The organism is Methylobacterium mesophilicum (assembly GCF_022179445.1).
In the GTDB taxonomy this organism is placed as follows: domain Bacteria; phylum Pseudomonadota; class Alphaproteobacteria; order Rhizobiales; family Beijerinckiaceae; genus Methylobacterium; species Methylobacterium mesophilicum.
The window spans coordinates 1-22,661 of the sequence record NZ_BPQU01000040.1; the positions used below are offsets into that span (position 1 = coordinate 1).

19 protein-coding genes are annotated in these 22,661 nt (G+C 68.8%); 4 read left to right on the forward strand and 15 right to left on the reverse strand.

The annotated features are described in order from the left end of the window. Nucleotides 1–879: 879 nt before the first annotated feature. Nucleotides 880–1,716, forward strand: coding sequence for a class I SAM-dependent methyltransferase (locus MFF40_RS25090; protein ID WP_187277904.1), 837 nt, complete (start codon nt 880–882; stop codon nt 1,714–1,716). A 186-nt stretch (nt 1,717–1,902) separates the two neighbouring features. Continuing rightward, nucleotides 1,903–2,334, forward strand: a complete 432-nt coding sequence (locus MFF40_RS25095) for a serine O-acetyltransferase (protein ID WP_238262711.1) — start codon at nt 1,903–1,905, stop codon at nt 2,332–2,334. Between the two features lie 342 nt (nt 2,335–2,676). Here the strand turns inward: MFF40_RS25095 and MFF40_RS25100 are convergent, their stop codons facing one another. The 10 genes from MFF40_RS25100 to MFF40_RS25145 all read right to left on the reverse strand — a co-directional run bounded on the left by MFF40_RS25100 (nt 2,677) and on the right by MFF40_RS25145 (nt 15,268). Next, nucleotides 2,677–3,753: a DmpA family aminopeptidase gene (locus MFF40_RS25100; RefSeq protein WP_238262713.1), complete on the reverse strand. Its 1,077-nt coding sequence runs from the start codon at nt 3,751–3,753 to the stop codon at nt 2,677–2,679. Beyond that, complete coding sequence (gsiD, locus tag MFF40_RS25105; protein ID WP_007568587.1) at nt 3,750–4,652, reverse strand: glutathione ABC transporter permease GsiD; 903 nt, start codon at nt 4,650–4,652, stop codon at nt 3,750–3,752. The genes MFF40_RS25100 and gsiD overlap by 4 nt, the downstream gene beginning before the upstream one ends. Before the next feature lie 7 nt (nt 4,653–4,659). Continuing rightward, nucleotides 4,660–5,580 (reverse strand): glutathione ABC transporter permease GsiC, encoded by a 921-nt coding sequence (gsiC, locus tag MFF40_RS25110; RefSeq protein ID WP_238262715.1) that lies wholly within the window; start codon nt 5,578–5,580, stop codon nt 4,660–4,662. A 105-nt stretch (nt 5,581–5,685) separates the two neighbouring features. Then, entirely contained in the window at nt 5,686–7,233 is a 1,548-nt protein-coding gene (gene gsiB, locus MFF40_RS25115) for a glutathione ABC transporter substrate-binding protein GsiB (protein ID WP_238262717.1), read from the reverse strand. 31 nt (nt 7,234–7,264) lie between these two features. Continuing rightward, nucleotides 7,265–9,178 carry a dipeptide ABC transporter ATP-binding protein gene (locus tag MFF40_RS25120; RefSeq protein WP_147857253.1) on the reverse strand — a complete coding sequence of 638 codons (1,914 nt, stop codon included), beginning with the start codon at nt 9,176–9,178 and terminating at the stop codon, nt 7,265–7,267. A gap of 8 nt (nt 9,179–9,186) precedes the next feature. Next, nucleotides 9,187–10,164 carry an isoaspartyl peptidase/L-asparaginase family protein gene (locus tag MFF40_RS25125; RefSeq protein ID WP_238262719.1) on the reverse strand — a complete coding sequence of 326 codons (978 nt, stop codon included), beginning with the start codon at nt 10,162–10,164 and terminating at the stop codon, nt 9,187–9,189. After that, nucleotides 10,161–11,099, reverse strand: a complete 939-nt coding sequence (locus MFF40_RS25130; RefSeq protein ID WP_238262747.1) for a MurR/RpiR family transcriptional regulator — start codon at nt 11,097–11,099, stop codon at nt 10,161–10,163. The genes MFF40_RS25125 and MFF40_RS25130 overlap by 4 nt, the downstream gene beginning before the upstream one ends. A 753-nt stretch (nt 11,100–11,852) precedes the next feature. Then, nucleotides 11,853–13,379, reverse strand: a complete 1,527-nt coding sequence (gene terL, locus MFF40_RS25135; RefSeq protein WP_238262721.1) for a phage terminase large subunit — start codon at nt 13,377–13,379, stop codon at nt 11,853–11,855. Then, the gene (locus tag MFF40_RS25140; RefSeq protein WP_147855691.1) at nt 13,376–13,681 is read right to left on the reverse strand and encodes a hypothetical protein; all 306 of its coding nucleotides are present in this window, start codon (nt 13,679–13,681) and stop codon (nt 13,376–13,378) included. Before MFF40_RS25140 ends, terL begins: the two co-directional genes overlap by 4 nt. 177 nt (nt 13,682–13,858) lie before the next feature. Next, nucleotides 13,859–15,268 carry a DNA modification methylase gene (locus tag MFF40_RS25145; protein ID WP_147855690.1) on the reverse strand — a complete coding sequence of 470 codons (1,410 nt, stop codon included), beginning with the start codon at nt 15,266–15,268 and terminating at the stop codon, nt 13,859–13,861. An 812-nt stretch (nt 15,269–16,080) separates the two neighbouring features. Between MFF40_RS25145 and MFF40_RS25150 the strand changes: the two genes are divergently transcribed. Then, nucleotides 16,081–16,698, forward strand: coding sequence for a glutathione S-transferase family protein (locus MFF40_RS25150; RefSeq protein ID WP_238262724.1), 618 nt, complete (start codon nt 16,081–16,083; stop codon nt 16,696–16,698). A gap of 161 nt (nt 16,699–16,859) precedes the next feature. Here MFF40_RS25150 and MFF40_RS25155 read toward each other — a convergent pair whose 3' ends face one another. From MFF40_RS25155 to solA, 5 genes are all read right to left on the reverse strand, one after another. Next, nucleotides 16,860–17,639, reverse strand: coding sequence for an amino acid ABC transporter ATP-binding protein (locus MFF40_RS25155; RefSeq protein ID WP_283206120.1), 780 nt, complete (start codon nt 17,637–17,639; stop codon nt 16,860–16,862). Between the two features lie 2 nt (nt 17,640–17,641). Then, nucleotides 17,642–18,517 carry an amino acid ABC transporter permease gene (locus tag MFF40_RS25160; RefSeq protein WP_238262726.1) on the reverse strand — a complete coding sequence of 292 codons (876 nt, stop codon included), beginning with the start codon at nt 18,515–18,517 and terminating at the stop codon, nt 17,642–17,644. After that, nucleotides 18,514–19,263 (reverse strand): amino acid ABC transporter permease, encoded by a 750-nt coding sequence (locus tag MFF40_RS25165; RefSeq protein ID WP_147855624.1) that lies wholly within the window; start codon nt 19,261–19,263, stop codon nt 18,514–18,516. Before MFF40_RS25165 ends, MFF40_RS25160 begins: the two co-directional genes overlap by 4 nt. 37 nt (nt 19,264–19,300) lie before the next feature. Next, nucleotides 19,301–20,143, reverse strand: a complete 843-nt coding sequence (locus MFF40_RS25170; RefSeq protein ID WP_147855625.1) for a transporter substrate-binding domain-containing protein — start codon at nt 20,141–20,143, stop codon at nt 19,301–19,303. Nucleotides 20,144–20,214: 71 nt separating this feature from the next. Next, entirely contained in the window at nt 20,215–21,384 is a 1,170-nt protein-coding gene (solA, locus tag MFF40_RS25175) for an N-methyl-L-tryptophan oxidase (protein WP_238262728.1), read from the reverse strand. Between the two features lie 172 nt (nt 21,385–21,556). Here solA and MFF40_RS25180 point away from each other — a divergent pair, with 172 nt between their 5' ends. After that, nucleotides 21,557–22,567, forward strand: a complete 1,011-nt coding sequence (locus MFF40_RS25180; RefSeq protein ID WP_238262730.1) for a GlxA family transcriptional regulator — start codon at nt 21,557–21,559, stop codon at nt 22,565–22,567. Nucleotides 22,568–22,661: the final 94 nt, after the last annotated feature.

Below are 22,661 nucleotides of genomic sequence, written 5' to 3' on the forward strand. Positions count from 1 at the left end.
CCTGACATCGGATGCCTCACCAGACCGAGGCGCCCTGTGAATCACGCAAAAGGCAGCACCGAAATCCATTCCTTTCAAGCGATCGCCCTGGGGACACCATCCCGGCCACTTGACCCGGTGGGCCTTATCGGATGGGCCTTCAGCCTCAGGAGGCTTGCGGCCCGGGCGACCAAGTGCGCAATCGGCGCATCAGCCAGATCAGGATCGTCAGGGCTACGAGGTTCACCGATATGCTTACCTCCTCCCTGGGGCCCAGCGAGAGCACGTAGGTGCCGGGACGGACCTCGCCCAGGCTCGTGGTGGATACGGCCCTTCTCACGCCAGGGGAGGCGGTCGCCGCAATCGAGGCTGCGATCAACGGGTCATCCGGAAGAGCGTCCCCGACCTCCTGAGCAGGGAGGCCGCCTACTACCCAGTGCGGTCGTTCCGCTGCCGACCCTTCTCGGACGGCAAGTCAGACGCATTCTAAGGTCTGCAATCTGTTGGGAGCAGACATTCGCAGGATCTCAGTACCGTCACTAAGTTCCCGAATGGGTCTAAACTGTCTCCATCGGCTGTACCGGAACCCGAATGCTGGCCCTCATGAGGCGTAGAACCGTCTCGTGGTGGGGTCTTGGCAGGGCATACCCATCTAAGATGAAAACCGAACTTCCGAGATGGGTTAGGACCGATGCCTGCAACTGCAGATGGCATCACGCGATCCGCACCTACGTTCTTTTCCCGGTTGCATGTATTGATTTCATGCAACCATAAATAGCAATGGCTGGCGCTCATGCTGCTGCCTTGCCCGACCATGGGACCAGCGGTCCAGCTGTCGATCGGCCCTGGTTTCTCCCGCTGATCCCGATCGTACGTCACGGTTCAAGGGAGCCCGCCGCCATGCTGAGATCACCCATCACGACGCTCGACGGCTACCATGGTCTCCTGCCGCGCGCCTGGACGCGGGATGAGACCTGCGACGAAGCCTACGTCGACGCGCAGAACGACTTCCAGGCGACCAAGGCCCGGGCCTTTGTCCTGCCGATCGTGCGGGAGGCTCCGGTTCGGACCATCCTAGACGTTGGCTGCGGCATGGGCGGCATGGCGGTGGCCCTGGAAAAGGAGGGCTACGAGAGCTACGGCATTGACCTGCCCGGGCTGACGCGCCGCTGGTCGTCGGCCGGTCGGAGTGCCGATCGGTTCTACCTGGTTGATCCGGACGCGTTCGAGCTCCCCTTCCTCGACGGCACCATCGATTTCGCCTTCACCTTCGGCGCCATCGAGCACGTCGGCACGACCAACGGTCACGCTGACCGCCGTCCCGACTGGCACGCGGTTCGCCAGCAGTGGCTGCGGGAGATCTTCCGCGTCCTTTCCCCAGGCGGGCGGATGCTGATCGGCGGCCCCAACCGTGCCTTTCCGATCGACGTGGCCCACGGCCCCGACAACCAGGCGGCGTCCTGGGAGCGCTGGCTCGCGCGCCGGCTCGGCGCCACCGTCCACCGGCCCTGGGGCGACAACTTTCTGTGGGCCTACCCGGACGTGCACCGCTACCTTGAGGGGCTGCCCTACACGATGGAGGCCCGCAGCATCGGCGGGTTTCTCGACTTCTCGCGGGTTCCGGCCTTCGCGCGCACGGCGGCGCGCGCCTACGTCAATCGCATGCCCCGCGCGCTGCTGGACACGGGGTTCAACCCGTGGGTGATGGCGCTGGTCACTCGCTCTGCTGAGAGCTGAGCAGGCCCCGGGCATGCGCCGGCGGCCCTTAGAGGGACGCTCGACCGACCTTGGAGATTGCACGTGACGGCGGCTTGCGAAGCGGACGGCGGGCAGGGGGCTGCCTGGCGGCGCCCCCGGTTCTCGGAAGTGCGCGGGGCCCTGCGGGCGGACCACGAGCATTGGCGGCGGCACGGACACGGCTCCGTGCGCCTGCGGGCCGGCTACCAAGCGTCCTGCCTGTACCGGCTCTCCCGCTACGCCTTTGAGCGCGAATGGCGGGCAGCGGCCTGGTTCCTGTGGATCGCTAACATCTGGTGGACCGGCGCTGACATCACGCCGTCGAGCCAGATCGGGGACGGCCTGTACATGCCACAGCCAAATGGGGTCGTGATCGCGGGAGCGGTCGGTCGCTGCGCGGCCCTGGGCAGGCAAGTCGTGATTGGGGGCCTAACTAGGGCCCCCACAGCGGACATCGGGGCCGGCCCTGGTCTGCCAGTCCTGGGCGATAGCGTCACCGTGGAGAGCCGAGCGTCGGTACTTGGCCCCATCCGCATCGGCGACGGTGCGCGGATCGGGCCGGGCTGCGTTGTTCGGACGAGCGTCGATCCTGGGCTGGGGGTCGACCTGATTGCCTGACGCCATGGCCACCTCTCAGCAGACGGTCTGCTATAGGCCGCTTGCTGACGTTAGGGCGCTTAGGTGCCAGTGTCGGCTCCCCACCCATCACAGACGTTCATACAAGCTATCTGGAACGGCGTAATCTGGCCGAAAGCGGCGCGTCCGCTTCGAAGAAGGGCCCGCTGAAACGCGGACGGGCTAAGACCGGCCCAACCCGGCTGTTCCGCAATGTTTACGTCGGCCCCGAGAGCGGTCATCAGCAGCAGCGCGCTCGCATTCGGGTTTGCACGGCGTCGTCTAGACGCCGTGATAGATCCCGGCGACGCTCTCGATATCCGTCGAGATCAGGACGCGCATCGCTTAGGCCCCGAGGATATCGGCCCAGCCGGGCAGGAGATCGGTCAGGGCGTCCCGCCGGTGGCCGTCGCGGCCCGTGACCGCCTCGGCTCGCCAGAGGGCGTGGATGATCGCCTGCTCGATCCCGTCCGCGGCGGCCTCGAACAGCGGGTCGAGCGCCGCGTCGTGCAGTAGGGCGGGCGTCGGCATCGGGCGGGCGGGATCCTGCGGCACCGTGTAGGCAGTCGAGAAGGCGAGCGTGATGTCGCCGCTACCGTGGCCGAAAACCGAGCCGGTCCGGGCGAGGCCCGCCCCGGCCCGCAGGGCGAGGCGGCGAAGCTGGCGCGCGTCGAGGGGCGCGTCGGTGGCGAGGATCATGATAATCGAGCCCTTCTCCGGGGGCTCCGCCACGGATTCGGGCTCCCCGCCGGCCACCCGAAGCTGGGCGGCGAGCGGCGCGCCGCAGACACGGATCTGGGATGGCTTGCCGAAATTCGATAGGACGAGCGAGCCCAGCGTGAACCGGCCCTGCGCGCGCGTGCGGACCCGCCGGGAGGCGGTGCCGATGCCGCCCTTGAGCCCGAAGCTTGACATCCCGCGCCCGGCCCCGACCGACCCTTCCGCGACGGCGGCGCCGGCCGCGTCCAGGGCGTCGTGGTAATGCGAAGCCTCCACAGCCATGCGCTGAAGGTCGTTAAGGTAGCCGTCGTTGCACTCGAAGACGAGCGGGTTCAGCGTCGGCAGCGCGCGCCCGATCTCCGGATTGGCAGCGATCGCTGCGCGGATCTGGGCGGCGGCCACCGCCGGCACCGCGAAGGTGTTGGTCAGGGCGATCGGCGTCTCCAGCACACCGAGCTCCTCGACTTGCATCAGGCCGACGGACTTGCCGAAGCCGTTCAGCACGACGCCGGCCGCCGGAACGCGGTCCCGGTAGGGATCGCTGCCGTGCGGCCGCACGACCGTGACGCCAGTCTGCACGTCGCCCTCGGCCAGCGTGCAATGACCGACTGTCACGCCCGGGACGTCGGTGATGGCGTCGCGCTGACCCCTCGGCAGGCTGCCGACGCGAGGCGCTGGGCGCGGGGGGGCGGCCGGCGTCACAGGCGGTCGATCTTCGGGTCGAGAGCGTCCCGGAGGCCATCCCCGAGGAGGTTGAAGGCTAGCACCGTGAAGAAGATCGCCAGGCTCGGGAACAGCGCGACGTGCGGCGCCGAGACCATGTCGGCGCGGGCCTCGTTCAGCATGGCGCCCCATTCAGGCGTCGGCGGCTGCGCGCCCATGCCGAGGAAGGACAGACTCGCAGCCGTGATGATCGAGGTACCCAGCCGCATTGTGAAGTAGACCACAATGCCCGAGATCGTGCCCGGCAGGATGTGGCGCAGGATGATCGTCCGGTCGGGAGCGCCGATGCTTCGCGCGGCCTCGATGTAGGTGCTGTTCTTCAGGACCAGGGTCGTGCCGCGCACGAGGCGCGCGAAGGCCGGGACGCTGAAGACCGACACCGCCACGACGACGTTGACGAGCCCGGAGCCGAGGATGGCGACGACGCCGAGCGCCAGCAAGATGCCCGGGAAGGCGAACAGCACGTCGGACATGCGCATGACGATCCGGTCCCACCAGCCGCCGTAGTAGCCCGCCAGGAGACCGAGCACGGTCCCGACGAGGCCGCCGACTGCGACCGAGAGGAATCCGGTCGCCAGGGATATCCGCGCGCCTTCGACGATGCGGCTCAGGATGTCGCGCCCGAGGGGATCGACGCCGAGCCAGTGCGCGAGCGACGGGCCCTCGTTGATCCGGTCGTAGTCGAAGTCGTTGACCGGGTCGTACGGCACGATCCACGGGGCCAGCACGGCCACCACGACCAGCAGGCCGATGAAGCCCAAGGCGACGACGGCGACGCGCTGGCGCCGGAACTTGCGCCAGAATTCCGACCACGGCGTCCGGATGCCGGTGGGGACGGGCGCGACGGTGGGGGCGGCGGGGACGAGGATGTCAGTCACAGCCGGCTCACCTGTAGCGGATGGTCGGGTTGATGAAGCCGTAGAGCACGTCCACGACCAGGTTAATCAGGATAAACTCCAGCGAGAACAGCAGGACCAAGGCCTGGATCACCGGATAATCGCGCTGGTTGACGGCATCGACAAGCAGGCGGCCCATGCCGGGCCAGTTGAACACCGCCTCCACGACGATCGAGCCGCCCAGCAGGAAGCCGAACTGCAGGCCCATCATAGTCACGACCGGGATCAGGGCATTGCGCAGGCAGTGCTTGGCGATGACAACGCGCTCCTTGAGGCCCTTGGCGCGGGCGGTTCGCACGAAATCCTCGCCGATGACCTCCACGAAGGCCGCGCGGGTGAAGCGGGCCACCACGGCGGCCACGGCCGCGCCCAGCGTCAGCGACGGCAGCACGTAGTGCCGCCACGTGTCGGCACCGACGGTGGGCAGCCAGCCGAGTTCCACCGAGAAGATTTGCATCATGAGGATGCCGAGCGCGAAGGCGGGGAACGAGATGCCGGACACGGCGAGCGTCATCCCGACCCGGTCGGGCCATTCGTTGCGGTAGACCGCCGAGACGATGCCGATGATCAGCCCGAAGGCGACCGCCCAGGCCATGCTGGTGAGGGTGAGTAGGAGGGTTGGCAGGAAGCGCTCGCCGATCTCGATCGAGACCGGGCGGCGGGTGCGGATCGAGACGCCGAGATCGCCGCGGGCGAGGTTGGCGAAGTAGCGCACGAACTGTTCCGGCAGGGGCCGGTCGAGGCCGAGCTCTGTGCGCACCAGGGCCACCGTCTGGGCGTCCGCATCCTGCCCAGCCGCCAGCCGGGCCGGATCACCGGGCAGCAGGTGGACGAACAGGAAGACCAGCACCGAGACGATCAGCAGCGTCGGCAGCAGCCCGAGGAGTCGCTTGAGCAGGAAAATCAGCATAGGTTCGCGCCCGGGATCCGGGGTTTCCGTGAAGCGATCGCGCGGGCCCGCCGCGCCGGGCCGGCTAACGATCGGGCCAGCCGGCGCAGGGTCCGCGATTGGCGGCTACTGAGCGACAGCGATTTCGCCGGAATCGATGTTGCCGTCGGGCATGACGTAGACGCCGGAGAGCCGCGCGGAGGTCGCGTAGAGATTCTGCTCGGTGACCAGCGGCGCCCAGGGCGCGTCCTTCATCACGATCTCCTGCGCTTTGGCGTAGAGCTCCGCCCGCTCCGCGTCGTTCGTCGAGACCAGCGCCTTGGCGAGGAGGGCGTCGAACTCGGCGTTGCTGTAGTAGGCGGTGTTGTTAAGCTTGGGCGGCCACGCCTCCGTCGCCAGCAGCGGCCGCAGGCCCCAGTCGGCCTCGCCGGTGGAGGACGACCAGCCGGCATAGTAGAGGCGGACGCGGGCGGTCTTCGGATCCGGCGCGGTCTGCACCCACTCGGTGCGCTGGCCGGGCTCCAGGGCCAGGGCCTGCACCTTGATGCCGACCTGGCCGAGCTGCTGCTGGAGGAACTGGATCGCCTTCTGGGCGGTGGTGGTGGTGTAGGCGCTCCAGAGGGTCGCCTCGAAGCCGTTGGCGTAGCCGGCCTCCTTTAGGAGCTGGCGCGCCTTGGCCGGGTCGTAGGGCCACGGGTCCATCTTGTGGGCGTAGCGCACGCCCTGCGGGACGATGCCCTGCGCGGGGAAGGCGTAGCCCGAGAAGGCGACCTTGGCCAACGCCTCCTTGTTGATCGCGTAGTTGATCGCCTGGCGGACGCGCAGGTCGTCGAACGGCTTCTGCAGCACGTTCATGCTGAGATACCGCTCGATGATCGAGGCGTGCACCTCGATCTTCAGCTTCTTGCTGGCTTCGAGCATCTTGGCCTGCTCGTAGGGCAGCGGGAAGGCGAAGTCGGCCTCGCCGGTCTGCAGCATGGCGGCGCGGGTGCCGTTCTCGGGCACCGGCTTCCACGTGATGGTGTCGACCTTCGGGAAGCCGGCCTGCCAGTAATCGGCGAACTTCGCGCCCTTGACGTAATCGGTCTGCTTCCAGTCGACGAAGGTGAACGGCCCGGTGCCGACCGGGTGAAAGGCGATATCCTTTCCGTACTTCTTCAGGGCTGTGGGCGAGATGATCGCCGCCGAAGCGTGGGCCAGCGAGTTGATGAACGGCCCGAAGGGCTCCTTCAGGGTGATGCGCAGGCTTGCGGGTGAGAGCACCTCGATCGTCTTGATGCGGTTGAACTGGTTGTACCGCGCGAGGTGGTTCTCCGGGTCGAGGACGCGGTCGAGGTTGGCCTTGACCGCAGCGGCATCGAACGTCGTGCCGTCGTGGAATTTGACGCCCTCGCGCAGCTTGAACGTGTAGACGAGGCCGTCGGGCGAGCTCTCGTAGCTCTCGGCCAAGACGTTGCGGACCTTCAGGTCCTTGTCGAAGCCGAAGAGGCCCTCGTAGAACGACTTGGTGACGGCGGTCGTGAGTGTCGTGTTGGTGTTGTACGGGTCGAGGGTCTCGGGCTGGCCACTGATCGCCAGGATCGGGTCGCCCGCCGCGGCGGCGGGCGCGGCCGCCACGGCGAGCAGGCCGGCGGCGATGAGGAAGCGCTCGAACATGGTCAGACCTCGGGGCATGGGACGATCCTGCTGGCGGGGATAGGGGGTGTCAGGCGGCGAGGCCGCCGACCGTGTGGCGGGCGACGAGATGACCGGGGCCGATCTCGACGAGAGGCGCGACCTGCGGCTCGTCGCCGAGCGCCCGGACGGGGCTCGGGATCTCGTCGGTCAAGAGCCGGCGGGCGCGCAGGTGCCGGCGGGCCGGGTCGGCGACTGGAACCGCTGCCATCAGCTTGCGGGTGTAGGGGTGCTGCGGGTTCTCGAAGATCGCCCGGCGCGGCCCGATCTCGACGATCTGGCCAAGATACATCACCGCCACCCGGTGGCTGATCCGCTCAACCACCGCCATGTCGTGGCTGATGAATAGGTAGGCGAGGCCGAACTCCCGCTGGAGGTCGAGCATCAGGTTCACGATCTGCGCTTGGATCGACACGTCGAGAGCCGAGACCGCCTCGTCGGCGACGATGACCTTCGGGTTCAGGGCAAGGGCCCGGGCGATAGCGATGCGCTGCCGCTGCCCCCCCGAGAACTCGTGCGGGTAACGCTGGGCCTGGTCGGGGGTCAGCCCAACGCGCTCGAGCAGCCACGCCACCCGCGCCTCGGCCTCGCGGCGCGTCGCGATCCCGTGGACCAGCAGCGGCTCCATGATCGAGAAGCCGACGGTCAAGCGGGGATCGAGGGACGCGTAGGGGTCCTGGAAGATGAACTGGATGTTGCGCCGCAGACTGCGGAGCCGGCCGGGGGGCAGGTCGCGGACGTTGCCGCCGTCGAACTCGATCAGGCCGCTCTCGCTCTCCACGAGGCGCAGGAGCGAGCGGCCCGTCGTGGACTTGCCGCAGCCGGATTCGCCTACGAGGGCTAGGGTCTCGCCGGGATGGAGATCGAAGCTGACCCGCTCCACCGCGTGGACGCGGCGGCGCACGCGGTTCAGCAGGCCACCGCGGATGTCGAACCGGGTGACGAGGTCGCGCACCCGCAGGATCGGCCCAGCGCCGGCGCGAACGGTGTCATGTGGCGCGTCGACTGCGGCTGGGGCCGCCTGCCCTGCCGGCTGTTCCCGGGCCTCGGCCCGCAGCAGGTCGAACTTCCGCGGCAGGTCGCTGCCCGCCATGGCGCCGAGCTTGGGCACGGCGGCGAGCAGCGCCCGGGTGTAGGCGTGGCGCGGCGCGGCGAAGAGCGCGGGCGCCGCCCCCTCCTCCACCTTGTCGCCGCGGTACATGACCAGCACGCGGTCGGCGATCTCGGCCACGACGCCCATGTCGTGGGTGATGAAGACGACGCCCATCCTCATCTCGGCCTGGAGGCTGCGGATCAGCTCGAGGATCTGCGCCTGGATCGTGACGTCGAGGGCCGTGGTTGGCTCGTCGGCGATGAGCAACTGCGGCTTGCAGGACAGGGCCATGGCGATCATCACGCGCTGGCGCATGCCGCCGGAGAGCTGGTGCGGGTAGCGCGTGAGGACGTTGCGCGCCTCGGGGATGCGCACGAGGTCGAGCATCCGCATGGCCTCGGCCCGGGAGGCGGAGGCGCTCTTCCCCTGATGGACGCGGATCGATTCGGCGATCTGGTCCCCGGCGGTGAAGACCGGGTTCAGGGAGGTCATCGGCTCCTGGAAGATCATCGCGATCTCGGCGCCGCGGATCGCCCGCATCCGGGCGTTCGGGGCGGCGGCGAGATCGAGGACCTCGCCCGAGCCGCGCCGGAACAGCATCTTCCCGGCCGCGATCCGGCCGCCGCCGTGCTCGACGAGGCGCATCAGGCTCAGCGAGGTCACGGACTTGCCGGACCCGGACTCGCCGACGATCGCCAGGGTCTCGCCGGCATCGACGTGGAACGACAGGTCGCGGACCGCCTCCACGACCCGCTCGGAGGTCGCGAAGCGGACGGCGAGACCAGTGACGGAAACGACGCGCCCGTCGGGCATCGCGGTGGGAGAGCCGGTTCCGGCTGCGATGGTCGGCATGGCAGATCTCAGCGCGCGGGAGCTGGGACGCGGCGGGACGCGCCGAAGATCGCGGTGGTTGGTGCATCGCCGGGGCGGACGAGGCCGCGATACATGCCCTCGGTGTTGAACGGCATCGCGACACGGCCGCGCGCGTCGACAGCGATCAGTCCGCCGCGGCCCCCGACCGCCGGGAGCGCGTCCTCGACCACTGCCCGGGCCGCCGCCGCGAGGTCCTGGCCGCCGTAGGCCATGCGCGCGCAGACATCGTGCGCCGCCGCGACGCGGATGAAGGCTTCCCCCGTGCCGGTGCAGGAGACGGCGGCGGTCCGGTCGTCCGCGTAGGTGCCCGCGCCGATCAGCGGCGAGTCGCCGATACGGCCGGGACGCTTGTTGGTCATGCCGCCGGTCGAGGTCAGGGCGGCGAGATGGCCGTCCCGGTCGAGGGCGACGGCGCCCACCGTGCCGAACTTGTGGGTCTCGTCGAGGGGCCCCGACGCCGTGTCGTGGTCGAGGGCGACCTGCCCGGCGGCCAGTGCCCGGCGGAGCTGGTCGCGGCGGGCCTCCGTCGAGAAGAAATCCGGTTCGACCATCTCCAGACCGTGCTGCCGCGCGAAGGCCTCGGCGCCGGCCCCGGCCATCAGGACGTGCTCGCCCGCCTCCATCACCGCGCGGGCGGCGCGGCCGGGCCGGCGCACCCGTGCGACCCCCGCGACGGCACCGGCCCGCAGGGTGGCGCCGTCCATGATCGCGGCGTCGAGTTCGTGGGTCTCGGCGCTGGTGAAGACGGCGCCGTGGCCGGCATTGAAGAGCGGGCACTCCTCCAGGAGGTCGACGGCGCGGCTCACGACGTCGAGGGCGCTGCCGCCGGCGGCGAGGCAGGCCGCTCCGGCCGCCAGGATCTCGGCGAGGGCCGAGTGATAGCGCGCCTCGCCGGGATCGGCCTGGCCCGACGCGATCGTCCCAGCGCCGCCGTGGATCACGAGTACGGGGCGGTGGTCGCTCATGGAACGGTTCCCGGGGGCGGGGTGTCGGGCAGGTCGTCGGTTCCGCCCTGCGGTGGCCAGGCGGCGTAGTCGCGGTCGAGCCAGGGCAGGACGGCTTCCGTCACCCGCGTCGCGGCCGGGACGAGATCCACGGTGGCGTGGGCGAAGGCGCTCGCCAAGGCCTCGACGAGGGCCGTCAGGCTGGCATCTGAGGCGGCAAAGTAGTGGCAGTCAGTCTGCGCGTAGAGCGCGATCGTAGCGGTGGCGACGAGGGGCGAGTGCGGTCCGTCGGTCAGCGCCAGGACCGCGGCGCCGTGCTTCCGGGCGATCTCGGCCAGCCGCACCGTGTCGGCGAAGTACCGCGGGGTTGCGAGCGCGATGACGAGGTCGTCGGTCGTCAGCCGGCGCAGAGTCCGGGCGGCGAAGCCGGGCCCCTCCAGGGTTGCCAGCAGGTGGACGTCCTCTCGGTTGACGTCGAGGTTGCGCGCCAGGATGCCGGCCGGCCAGCTGCTGCTGCCCAGCCCGACAATGTAGACCCGTCGGGCCCGGCGGATCGCCTCGACGGCCTGCGCACAGGTCTGGCCGTCGAGCCCGCGGCGTGTCGCTTCAATGTTGCGGACGATGTCGGCCAAGGCTCCGTCGAGGATGCCGGACGCGGTAGCGGTTTGATCTCGGCCGCCGCGCAGCTTCTCGACCGGTGCGAGCGCCTTCTCATAGCCGAGGACGAGAGCCGCGCGGAACTTTGCGTAGCCCTCATAGCCCACAGCGCGGGCAAACCGATTAGCGGTGGCGACTGAGACGCCGACCAAGTCGGCAAGCTCATTCACGGGCAGGGTCGCAGCGCGCAACGGATGATCAAGGACGAAGCGGGCGACGTCTCGGTGAGCGGAGCTAAGCGCTGGAAATGCTTGCGCGATCCGCTGCGCGACAGACAGCTCCTCATAGTCCGATGCCACGACGCTCCAGCCGATCAAAAATTCTCACTGGTGGTCAGTCTGAGAGTTTTTTCGATCACCCGCAAGCGCTTCGATGCTTATTTTCGCGGCACGAGTTGCACAAATCGCGGAACCTCTCAGACGAATTGGGTCATCTCACTTCTGATCAGGTGCGGATCCCCGTTCACGGCACCTTCGTTGGCCGATGGCTGCGGTTCCGCTCCTGCTGTCTCGGGCTGATCCTGCGCAGGGAAGTGGCGGAGGCTCGCTGCAGGCACAATGGCGGCCGGTGAGCCGATCTAAGCCGATGTCTGCTTCGGAGATGCCGGCCGACACCACCGAATGGCCGAGATGGGCGCAAAGCCGAACGGCGGGTTTTGCGCCTATCGAGGATCCGGCATGCGTAGCCTGGGGAGAAACGGAATGGCTGCTTCGGAGTAGGGCCGCCGCAAAAGCGGGCGGGTGTAAATGGCGGTTCAATTCCAAGCCACCAAACCACTCTGAATGCGTCGATTACAAAGGATAACGCTCAATGAGCGCCCGGCCGTAAGTGATTCACCGACAAATCGTTTCGCCAATAAGCTCCGAAGGATTGGTAAAGTTCAAGTGGTATGGATTTACTCCGACCAATTGGCTGATTTTAGTCGGTTTTAAACAAGTAAAGCGGATTTTTATATTGATTTTTTCAGAAATTCTGATAAGTTTGCGTTAGGATTATACTTCGACGCCGATCCACAAACTGCCCTTCCCAGCCGCTGAGAAATCTTGGTGCGATCAGCCCAGCTGCGGCGGCACATCGAACGCCCTGGATCCAGACCGGCCACGATGCCGATCGGGCGCCTCTTCAACCTCCGCCACGGCGCGGCGTTCGATCGTTCTCCGCGTCGGGTTGCGGCGCTGCATCGGCTGGAGGCTCGCGGTCTTCGTGACCAGATAATCGAGAGCCTGCGAAGTCGCGTCGACCTGATCGTCGCTCCGGCCGAACGGAAAGGCCAACAGTTCGCTGACGTAGTCGTGGGTCCAAGGCTCCGACGCGGGTATCCACACCTGCCCCGCCTCGAACCGCGCACTCTGCGCAAGAAGCCGGGCACGCTTGTCGTAGCGGGGCCGCCGAAGGTGAACCCGTATGCCGCTGGTGCGCCGAATGTCCTGCTGCAAGCTGCGGCCCAATTCGGTATCCTCGATCAGAGTCTCGTCAGGACGCCAGTCGCGGATCGTCTCAAGGATTTTACTGCGCAGCTCCGGGGTTTCCCACCGGCCTCGGACCAATTCCAGCAGGTAGTAGTTCTCCCCGTCCCAGCCCCAGAGCATGCCGACCGAGTAGCTGCTGGTCGCGTCCAGCGTCGAGGCCGTGTCCCAGCTCGCAACGAAATACTTCAGCGCCGGATCGTTGAGGTCGCGATCGGCATAGCGCAGCCATTCGCGGCGGATGACGTTGCCGTCCGCGGGCACAGGGTCCTGGAGGTACATCGCCGCGAAGGTCATCGAGCCGACGGCGCGCCGCATCTCCTCTAGCGCTTCACGCGGCTCGCGCTCAGCATCCAGCACCTCGCCGGCCCGGCGTTGGTAGATGTCGTGCTCGTGCGGCCCGATCCGATAGCATGCTGCTTCCGGTGCGATCGCCGGCAAGACCAGCCGGTCCCAGTCACCGCTCCGCTGCACCTGACCGATGAGGTCGTCTTCGTGTAGCCGCTGCGAGATCAACACGATCGCACCCTTGCGTTTGTCGTTGAGGCGAGTGCGATGCGCGGTGTTCCAAAGCCCCATCTCTCTGCGCCGGACGGCTTCTGAGAAGGTTGCATCCGGGCTCATCGCGTCGTCACCGATGATGAGATCCGCGCCGCGTCCGAGGACCGGCCCCGAGATCGACACCCCGAAGCGGTAGCCACGCTCGGTCGTAATCGTCTCGAGCTTACGGTCCCCGCCCTGCTTGATCTGGAACGCCGGAAAAGCCTCCTGGAACCATGCGCTGGCGACAATCGCCCGAAACGCTGCGGCATGTGTCTGGGCGAGGTCGGCGGAATACGAAGTGCAGATGATGCGCAACCGCGGATCGCGGCCGAGCCGCCAGGCGGTGAACGCGACCGTAACGATGAGCGACTTGCCCGAGCGCGGCGGCACGTTGATGATCAGCCGCTGGCGTTCGCCGCTCTCAACCCCGCGCAGGGCGTGAGCCATGGCGTGAAGGTGCCAGTTGTCGACGAACGGGGTGCCCGGCTCGAGCGTTGCAAAGCAGCGCTCGTAGAACACCATGAAGTCGGTGCGCAGGGCATGGCGATAGAGGCGCTGAATCTGCGTCATGCCGCACCCTCGTCCGAGAGATCGCCATCCGCATCGTCGTCGGGTGCGGTCCCCGATTCTACCCCTTCGTCTGAGGACCGTCGCCCATGCGCACGACGCGCGATCAGGCGGTCGAACGCCGCCTGATCCTCGGGACTGAGCGTATCGACTGTTTCAGTGTCGGGTCGGCTCGCCCGCCGCTCCCGCCGGCGCCTGTCCAGTTCTTTGGCCGCGGAAACGTTGCCCGCCAGGACCTCCTTGTACAGCGCGAAATCGACGGTCTCGTCGCGGGTCAGCCGCTTCCGCTTGCCCGCGACCTGCACGACGACGATCTCGTCGAGAAAGTCGCCTTTCGACTTGGGCTTGCCCTTGCGGCCCCACGGATTACCGACTTAGTTCGGCTTGAAGCGATGCTGCGGCGGTGGACGGCCGTAGCCGACATGCGTGGCATCAACCGGCGGCGGCTCGCCGCGCTTGCGGTCCTTGGCCATGGGACCGCCTCACGTGCGCCGCAAGCACGGCGGCAGCACGATGCCCCGCTGCTCGGCCATCTCGGCAAACGTTAGACCGGTCCCAGCATGGCGCGCCTGTGCGCGCGTACACCGTTCCATCCAGCGCACAGCGAGATCGACGTAAAGCGGATCGATCTCGAGACCGAAGCCGCGCCGCTTCGCGCGGTGCGCCGCGACCAGGGTGGTGCCGCTGCCGGCAAAGGCGTCGAGCACGATATCGCCACGCCGGGATACGTCCAGGATTGCGTCCTGGATCATCGCCACGTTCTTCGGCGTCACGTGCTCTAGGCCATCAGGGTCGCCTGCCCGGGAGAAGCTGTTCGCGCCGGGATAGCTCCACACATTCGAGCGATTGCGGCCATTACGGCCGAGCTCGATGTTGTTGACGTGCGCCGCCGCGCCCTTCTTCCAAATGAAACACAACTCGTGGCCGGAGCGCCAGAGCGAGCCCATGCCGGGATTGGTCTTGGCCCAGACCGCGAGATTGAGAAGCTGCTGGTAGACAGCATGACCGGCCGCCAGCATCTCCTGCATGTGCCGCCAGTCCATGAACTGAAGCGAGAGCGAGCCATCCTCGGCATGCTCCCAGAGCCGCTCGAACACGGCGTGTAGGAACGCTGTGAACTCTGCGACACTCATCTCGCCGGAGGCCATGGCAAACTCGCGGGCGCCGACCCGACCGGTGACATGTCCGGCGACCGGGACGTTGTATGGCGGATCGCACAGGACTAGGTTCGCGAGCATACCGGCCATGACCGCGGGAAGGCTCACCTCGCTCAGGACGTCGAGGCAGCCGAGGCGGTGACCGCCTTCGAAGGTCCAAATATCGCCGAGCTGAGAAATCGCCTGCTTGAGTGGCCCCGGCAAAGCGTCGTCGGGATTGTCCTCGGTGGGGGTGAGGATCACATCGAGCTCGGCCGAGCTGAACGCGGTGAAGCTGACGAGGTCGATGTCGAAATCGGCGAGGAAAGCGAGCTCGTCCTTCAGCACGTTCGGATCCCAGCTCGACAGCTCCGGCAGCTTGTTGAGGGCGATGCGCAGGGCGCGGGCTTGCGCGTCCGAGAGGTTGGCCAACGCGATGGTCGGGACCGTTGCGAGGCCGAGCTCCAGGGCTGCGGCGAGGATCTGATGACCGGCGATGACGCGGCGATCGGCGTCGATCAGGATCGGCTCGACGATGCCCCAGCGCGTCACGCTCTGGAGTAGGTGCTCGCGGTGGCGAGGCTGGTACTTGCGCAGTCGCGCCCGTGCGACGACGAGCTCGCTCGGTGACAGATTGACGATGGCGAGGGATCGCTGGGCTGACTTCTGATGAGCCAGTGATCGCCTGCGAATCCGGGTCGGCGGCGGTTCGACCGAGGGGATGAGGTGCGGTTCGGTAGGAGTAGCTGGAGACATGACGCCGGTCCAATCGAGTCAGCATGGGCCAACAGTCACCTTCCCCCAACGCACGATCATGGTGCGGCGAGGCGTGGAGAACCGAAGGCAGCCAATGCTCGAACCCGATGCGGATGATCCGCGACGCGTCGTGCTTCTGCGTACGACAGAATTCGCCGGATCGCCCGCCGGGGTCAATCAAAAAATGATGCGATAGGAATTGGTACGCGGTCGAAGTCGCATCTCTGTCGCCGGAACTTCCGTTTCGAGTCCCATTTCGCGCTGCATCAAATTCGCATTTCGCGCGCGCTCAGCAGAGACGGGTTCGAGCCCGACTGCGCCCACCACCAGGCCTTCCTGGTGGATATCCAGCGTCCTGCTCGCCGCAGCGATAGCGCTGCAGGGACCGGGACTTAGCGGCGGCCCACGGGGTCTCCCGGCACCATCCTGATCGGTCCGCCGTCACGCTTCGGGAGCGAACGCGCCCTCGCTCTGCGCGTCGCGTCGACGCTTCTCCCTGCCCGGCTGCCGCAGCCTCCGAGACCGGTTCATGTCCCGTCCGGGACGCATGCGCGCGCAAACATCGCCCCGTCGCGGTTTTCATGCCGCACGCGATGAGGATCGGCGGTCGCCGCCGGCCCCGCGCCGCCGGGTCGGACCGGCCGTGTTCGGCGCGACCGGGCCGCTTCGGGGGCTTCTTCGCCGCATTCCTGAACGCCGTCGCGCGGCGGCTTGATCGCGGCGCTTCCAGTCCGCACGATGCCGCGATCCGGTCCGGTCGCGCTCGGGCAACCGCGCGCCGTTCGCGACCGCCCGCATGGCGAGGCCCCGCGATGATCGAGCTGTATGCCTGGAACACGCCCAACGGACGCAAGATCAGCGTCGCCCTGGAGGAGATGGACCTGCCCTATCGGGTCCGGACCGTCGACATCACGAAGGGCGAGCAGTTCGATCCGGCCTTCCTGGCGATCAGCCCGAACAACCGCATCCCCGCGATCGTCGATCCGGACGGGCCCGGCGGTTCGATCTCGGTGTTCGAATCGGGCGCGATCCTGCTCTACCTCGCCGAGAAATCGGGCCGGTTCCTGCCGGCCGATCCGCGCCAGCGCATGGCCGTGCTGGAGTGGCTGATGTGGCAGATGGGCGGGTTCGGACCGATGCCGGGGCAGGTCCACCATTTCCTGGGCGTCGCGGAAAAGGACCGGGCCTACGGGTTGGAGCGCTACCTGAAGGAGACTCACCGGCTCTACGGGGTGCTGGATCGGCGCCTGGCGGCGGCGGAATTCGTCGCCGGCGCGCTGTCGATCGCGGATTTCGCCATTCTGGGCTGGGCGTGGCGGCACGGGCGCCATCAGGTCGACCTCGCCGACTACCCGCAGGTGAAGCGCTGGTACGATACGATGATGGCCCGGCCGGCGGTGCGGCGCGGCTTCGACGTCGCCTTGAGCTGAGAGCGCGGGCGACGCGGGGGGGCACCTTCGAAACGCGCGACGGCGCCGGGCGCGTCATGCGGCCGACGCGGCCCCACCGTCTCGCCCGTCCTGCGCGACCGAATGGCGGCAGGCCGGCCCTGCGTCCACCCGCGCCCCGGCCGCTCGCCCCCCCCGGCCCGTCAGAGCACCTGCGAGAGGAACCGGCGGGTGCGCGCGTCCTGCGCGGACGCGAAGAAGGTCGCGGGCGGCCCGTGCTCGACGATGACGCCGCGGTCGGTGAAGTAGATGTGGTCGGCGACGTCCCGGGCGAAGTTCATCTCGTGGGTGACCAGCATGCAGGTCATGCCCTCCTCGGCCAATTCGCGGATCGTCACCAGCACTTCCTTGACCGTCTCGGGGTCCAGGGCGGCCGTGACCTCGTCGAACAGCATCACGTCGGGCCGCATCGCCAGCGAGCGGGCGATGGCCACGCGCTGCTGCTGACCGCCGGAGAGCTCGCCCGGATACGCCTCCTCCTTGCCGGCCAGCCGGACCTTGGCGAGCAGGGCGCGGGCCCGGGCCTCGACCTCGCGCCGGTCCTGCCCGAGGACGTGGATCGGGGCCATCATCACGTTCTGCAGCGCGGTCTTGTGCGGGAACAGGTTGTACTGCTGGAACACCATCCCGACCTTGCGGCGCAAGGCCAGCTTGTCGAGCCGCGGATCGGTGACCTCGATCCCCTCGACCCGGATCGAGCCCGCGGTGACCGGCACCAGCGCGTTGATGCAGCGGATCAGCGTCGACTTGCCCGAGCCGGAGGGCCCGATGATGCAGACCACCTCGCCCTTGCGCACGTCGAAGCTGATCCCCTTCAGGACCGCGAAGGTCCCGAAGGACTTGTGCACGTCGACGACGCGGACGATCGGCTGGTCGGGGGTCCAGGCCGGGGACGGGCTGCTGGCGACGGTCGCTTGCATCATGCTCAACGGGTCTCGAAGCGGCGTTCCAGGTGGGCGGTCAACCGGTCGATCGGGTAGCAGTAGAGGAAGAAGCAGAGCAGCGCGAAGCCGTAGAGCGGGGCGAACAGCTCGGGCCGTCCGCCCTCGGCGGCGTGCACCTGCGCGGTCAGCGTCAGCATCTCGGTGACCCCGACGATCGACGCCTGCACGGTGGCCATCGCGATCAGCGCGTAGACGTTCATCCAGGGCGGCAGCATGCGCTTCGCGCATTGCGGCAGGATGATCCGCCACAGGGTCTGCCGCCGGGTGAAGGCCAGGGATTCGGCGGCCTCCCACTGCGTGTTCGGCACCGAGCGCACCGCGCCGCGGACGATCTCGGCGACGTTGGCCATCACCGGCAGGCTGAAGCCGAACGTCGCCTTCACCCAGTCGGGCAGCGGCACCCGGAGGCCGAACAGCGTGACCTGGAACGGGACCAGGAACATCACGAAGAACAGCAGCACCAGCCAGGGCACGTTGCGGAAGACCTGCGTGGCGGCCCACGCGATGCGCGGCAGGACCCGGCCCTCGCCCAGCATGGCCAGGCCGAGCCCGAGGCCCGCCACCGTGCCGATCGCCATCGCCATCAGCGAGATCGCGACGTTGAAGGAAAAGCCCGTGAGCAGGAGCGGCGCCCACTTGATCACCACCTCCAGCGGGGACAGGGCGGCGGCCCCGCCCTGCGCCCAGGCCGGGAGGGCGACGATGGCCAGGCCGCACAGCAGCCAGCCGTGGACGGGGCGCAGGCGCGCCGCCGGGCGGCTCCGGGGGAGCGCGAACGGCAGCAGGACCGGCAGGTCCGTCGGCCGACCCGCCGGGCGCCCGCCGTCGCGCGGGGCGGTCCGGTCCGGAGCGCTCATCGGCCGTATCCGGGGATGCGCAGGGCACGCTCCCAGCGGTGCATGATCCACACGAGCACTCCGACGAGGACCGCGTAGGTGGCGAGCAGCACCAGCATCATCTCCAGGACGTTCTGCGACTCGGACCAGATCTGCTTGACCGCGTAGAGCGTCTCGGGGACCGCGATGGCGTAGGCGAGCGTCGTGGTCTTCAGGAGGTTGATCAGGTTGTTGTTCAGCGCCGGCAGGCAGACCCGGAGCGCGAGCGGCAGGACCACGTGGCGGTAGGCCTTCAACCGGGTGTAGCCCAGCGCCTCGGCGGCCTCGACGGTGGTCTTGGGCACCGCCTCGATGCCGGAGCGGAAGATCTCGACGTTGAACGCGCCGGCGAACAGCGAGAGCGAGACGATCGCCCATTGCACGTTGTCGAGGATGGGGACGCGCAGGCCGTCCGCCGAGCGGACATCCGGCAGGAGCGTGCCGAGGCCGAAGTAGAAGAAGAAGATCTGCACCAGGGGCGGCGTGTTGCGGAACGCCACGACGAAGCCGTTGACCAGCCCCCGCAGCAGGCGCGAGGGCCCGCTCTGCAGCAGCGCCCCGACCGCGCCGATCACCAGGCTGGCCAGGATCGTGCTGATCCCGAGCAGCAGCGTCATCCGCAGCCCGGCGACGTAGCGGTTCCAGTCATACGGGTCGTAGAAGACCGTAAAATTGAAGCCCGTGGTCTCGTAGAGACCCTGGAACCAGGCCTGGATCGCCTCGATCATCGCGGCCGATCACCGGGGCTCGCTGCACGGGCGCGCATCAGTTGGTCGCGTTCTTGTACTTCTCGTGCATCGCCTTCGAGTAGGCGGTGGGCTCGATGCCCCACTTCCGCTCGCCGGCGACGACGAAGCCGGTCTTCATCCAGTCCTTGGTCGCGTCCTCGACCATCGTCTGGAGCGTGGTGTTGCCCAGCGCCACCGCCATCATCCACGGCGCGTCGAGGATGCCCTTGAGCGGCAGGGCGTAGCCGGCCTTCCAGTCGTCGTCGAGCAGCTTACCCTGCAGCATGCTCTGGTCGTAGACGTAGCCCAGGCAGTTGCCCTGCTTGAGCGCGAAGAGCGGCTTCTCGGAGCCGTCGAAGGCGACGATCTCCGCCCCGTAGGTGCGGGCGACGTCCTTGTTGTACCACGCCCCCGAGGTGGCGCAGAGCGGCTTGCCCTTCAGCTGCGCCCAGTCGGTGATGCCGGAGGTCTTGGGCAGCAGCACGTTGACGAAGTCGGAATAGTATTGCGGGTCGATCCCCTGCACGACGCGGCGGCGCTCCGGCTTGTCCGACAGCGTGGCGATCAGGAGATCGACCTTGCCCTGCTGGAGGAACTCGATCCGGTTGGCCGAGACCACCGGCACCAGCTCCAGCTTCACCCCGAGCCGCTTGGCGAGGTCGGCGGCGAGATCGGGCTCCAGCCCGATGATCGCGCCGCTCGGATCGCGGAAGCCGAAGGGTTTGTAATCCGCCTTCACGCCGACGATCAGCGTCCCGCGCGCCTTGATCGCGTCGACGCCGTCCGCGGCCGAGGCCCGGCCGGGCCATGCCAGCGCCGGGATCGCCGCGAGGGCGGCCAGCGCGGCTTGCGTCAGGAGGCGTCGGGACATGGGGCGCATCGGGTCGGTCCTGCTCGGGCGAACGGATCTTGGCATGGTTTCTAGCAATCCACGAGCCATCGGCCTTCGGATCAACCGAAGCGTGCGATGGCGAACGGCGTGAGGTCGGGTCCCCCGACTCCCACGGACAGGTCCGCGGCCACCGCCTCGCCGATGCCCGCCGAATGCTTGAAGCCGTGCCCCGAGCAGGCCGAGACGACGTGCACCCGGTCCATCCCGGGATGCCGGTCGATGATGAAGCCGCGGTCGGGGGTCACCGTGTAGACGCAGGCCGCGGCCCGGACGACCTCCGGGGTGGCGCCGGCCAGCCGGCCCGCGACGCGCAGGCGGTACATCGCGTCGGATTCCGACGGGTCGACGCGCCGTTCGACGGCGTCGGCCGTGGTGGCGGTGCTGTACTGCTCGGTCGCGACCTTGATGGCGCGCTCCCCCGCCAGGGGCGGGAAGCCGTAGAGGTAATCCGTGTCGGTGGTCCCGTACATCCAGATGAACACGGGCGCGCGCGGCCCGTAGGCGGATTCGTCCGCCAGGGCGTACCAGTGCAGGAGCTGGCGCCGGACCGTCAGCAGCGTGTCGAACGGGGCGCCGAGCAGCGGGGCGGTCCAGGCGCCGGCCGCGACCACGGCGCGATCGGCCAGGATCACGCCGTCGGCGGTCTCGATCCGGATGCCGGCCGCGTCCTGATCCAGCGCCAGGACTTCGCAGCCGGTCCGGATCTCGGCCCCCAGGGCGGTCGCGCGGGTGAGCTGCGCCGCGATGCAGCGCTCCGGGAAGACGTAGCCGCCGCCGGGTTCGTAATAGGCCTTCTCGTCGCCCGCGAGGTTCAGGAATTGCGGGAAGCGGCGGGCGACCGCGGCCCCGTCGAGCACCTCGTGCGGGATCCCGGCCCCCTGCGCGGCGGCGATCGAGCGGCCGACGAAGTCCGGCTTGCCGTGATGGGACGAGACCCCGCGGCCGGGCGCCATGACGAGGGCGCCGCAGGCGTTCAGCAGCGTCTCGCCGGTGGCCGCCTCCAGCTCCCGCCAGATGCGATGCGAGGCGGTGACGAAGGGCACGTAGTCGCGCCCTTCCCCGACGGCCTGGCGGGTGATCCGCGTCTCGCCGTGGCTCGACCCGAGGGCGTGGGGCGGCGCGTAGCGGTCGAGCCCGACCACCGCGGCCCCGCGCTTGGCCAGCTGGTAGAGGATCGCGCTCCCCATCGCGCCGAGCCCCAGGACCGCGACGTCGAACCGGCGCGTCATCGGGCCTGCCCCGACGTGGGGGCGTGGCCGGGACGGGTGTCCCCGTGACGGCAGGGGCGCGGGGGTGCGAGGCCGGACATGCGATCGGGATCTCGGTCGAACGGGAAGGCGGCCGCGAGCATGACGCGCTCGGGCGGTTGCGCTTGGCCGGGAGAGACGCTTTCTTGCACGGATGAGCCAAACCAGCGACGCGCTGCCGGATCCGGACGGCCCGGCCCCGGGGGATCGGCCGCAGGAGATCGGCTTCCTGCTGGTCCCGGGCTTCGGGTTGCTGTCGTTCGCCTCGGCCTGCGAGCCCTTCCGGGCGGCCAACACCCTCGCCGGCCGGGTCCTCTACCGGCTGCGCTACTTCGGCGAGGCCGGAGGCCGGGTCGCCTCGTCCTCGGGGGCGGAGGTCCCGACCGAGGACCTGCCGCGCGAGCGCGGGCGCCTGGACACGGTCTTCGTCTGCGCGGGCGGCGACCCGACCGACTGGGACAGGCCGGCGATCCATGCCGGGTTGCGGCGCATGGCCCGGTTCGGCGTCCGGATCGGCGGCATATCGGGCGGCCCCTACCTGATGGCCGCGGCGGGGTTGCTGGCGGACCGCGCCTTCACGATTCACTGGGAGCATGCCGGCGCCACGGTCGAGGCGTTTCCGGACGCGCGCCTGACGCGGGCGCGCTTCGTCGCCGATGCCGACCGCCTGACCTGCGGCGGCGGGGTCGCCCCCCTCGACATGGCGCACGCGCTGATCGCCGAGCGCCTGGGGGCGGCCTTCGCGCGCCGCGTCTCGGACTGGTTCCTGCACATCGCGGTGGGCGCCGCCGACGACCCGCAGCGCGCCTCCGCGGCGGAGCGGTACGGACTCCACCACCCGGCCCTGCTCGCCGTCCTCGAAACGATGGAGAAGACGGTCGAGGCGCCGCTCACCCGCCGGGCCATGGCCCGCCTCGCGGCGGTCAGCGCGCGCCACCTCGACCGGCTCTTCCGCGAGAAGCGCGGCCTGAGCTTCTCGGCCCAGTACCGCGCCATCCGCCTCGCCCACGGCCGGCGCCTGCTGCGCCAGAGCCCCCTCGGGATCGGGGAGATCGCGACCGCCTGCGGCTTCTCGAGCGCCGCCCACTTCTCCCGCAGCTACCGGGCCCAGTTCGGGTGCAGCCCGTCCTCGGACCGGCGCACGGCCCCCGAGCGCGCGGCCTGAGCCCGGGCGGCGCGCCGAGCGCACCGCACACAACGCCGGATCACCGGGCGTCCCCCTCTGCGCAAGACAGCGCAGAGGGCGTTTCGTGAGAGGC

What these genes read in the sequence shown, in the direction of transcription:
- MFF40_RS25090 (WP_187277904.1), top strand. Translation starts at nt 880, where the DNA reads ATGCTGAGATCACCCATCACGACGCTCGACGGCTACCATGGTCTCCTG.
- gsiC (WP_238262715.1), bottom strand. Translation starts at nt 5,580, where the DNA reads ATGCTGATTTTCCTGCTCAAGCGACTCCTCGGGCTGCTGCCGACGCTG.
- gsiB (WP_238262717.1), bottom strand. Translation starts at nt 7,233, where the DNA reads ATGCCCCGAGGTCTGACCATGTTCGAGCGCTTCCTCATCGCCGCCGGC.
- MFF40_RS25120 (WP_147857253.1), bottom strand. Translation starts at nt 9,178, where the DNA reads ATGCCGACCATCGCAGCCGGAACCGGCTCTCCCACCGCGATGCCCGAC.
- MFF40_RS25125 (WP_238262719.1), bottom strand. Translation starts at nt 10,164, where the DNA reads ATGAGCGACCACCGCCCCGTACTCGTGATCCACGGCGGCGCTGGGACG.
- terL (WP_238262721.1), bottom strand. Translation starts at nt 13,379, where the DNA reads ATGACGCAGATTCAGCGCCTCTATCGCCATGCCCTGCGCACCGACTTC.
- MFF40_RS25145 (WP_147855690.1), bottom strand. Translation starts at nt 15,268, where the DNA reads ATGTCTCCAGCTACTCCTACCGAACCGCACCTCATCCCCTCGGTCGAA.
- MFF40_RS25150 (WP_238262724.1), top strand. Translation starts at nt 16,081, where the DNA reads ATGATCGAGCTGTATGCCTGGAACACGCCCAACGGACGCAAGATCAGC.
- MFF40_RS25155 (WP_283206120.1), bottom strand. Translation starts at nt 17,639, where the DNA reads ATGATGCAAGCGACCGTCGCCAGCAGCCCGTCCCCGGCCTGGACCCCC.
- MFF40_RS25160 (WP_238262726.1), bottom strand. Translation starts at nt 18,517, where the DNA reads ATGAGCGCTCCGGACCGGACCGCCCCGCGCGACGGCGGGCGCCCGGCG.
- MFF40_RS25165 (WP_147855624.1), bottom strand. Translation starts at nt 19,263, where the DNA reads ATGATCGAGGCGATCCAGGCCTGGTTCCAGGGTCTCTACGAGACCACG.
- MFF40_RS25170 (WP_147855625.1), bottom strand. Translation starts at nt 20,143, where the DNA reads ATGCGCCCCATGTCCCGACGCCTCCTGACGCAAGCCGCGCTGGCCGCC.
- solA (WP_238262728.1), bottom strand. Translation starts at nt 21,384, where the DNA reads ATGACGCGCCGGTTCGACGTCGCGGTCCTGGGGCTCGGCGCGATGGGG.
- MFF40_RS25180 (WP_238262730.1), top strand. Translation starts at nt 21,557, where the DNA reads ATGAGCCAAACCAGCGACGCGCTGCCGGATCCGGACGGCCCGGCCCCG.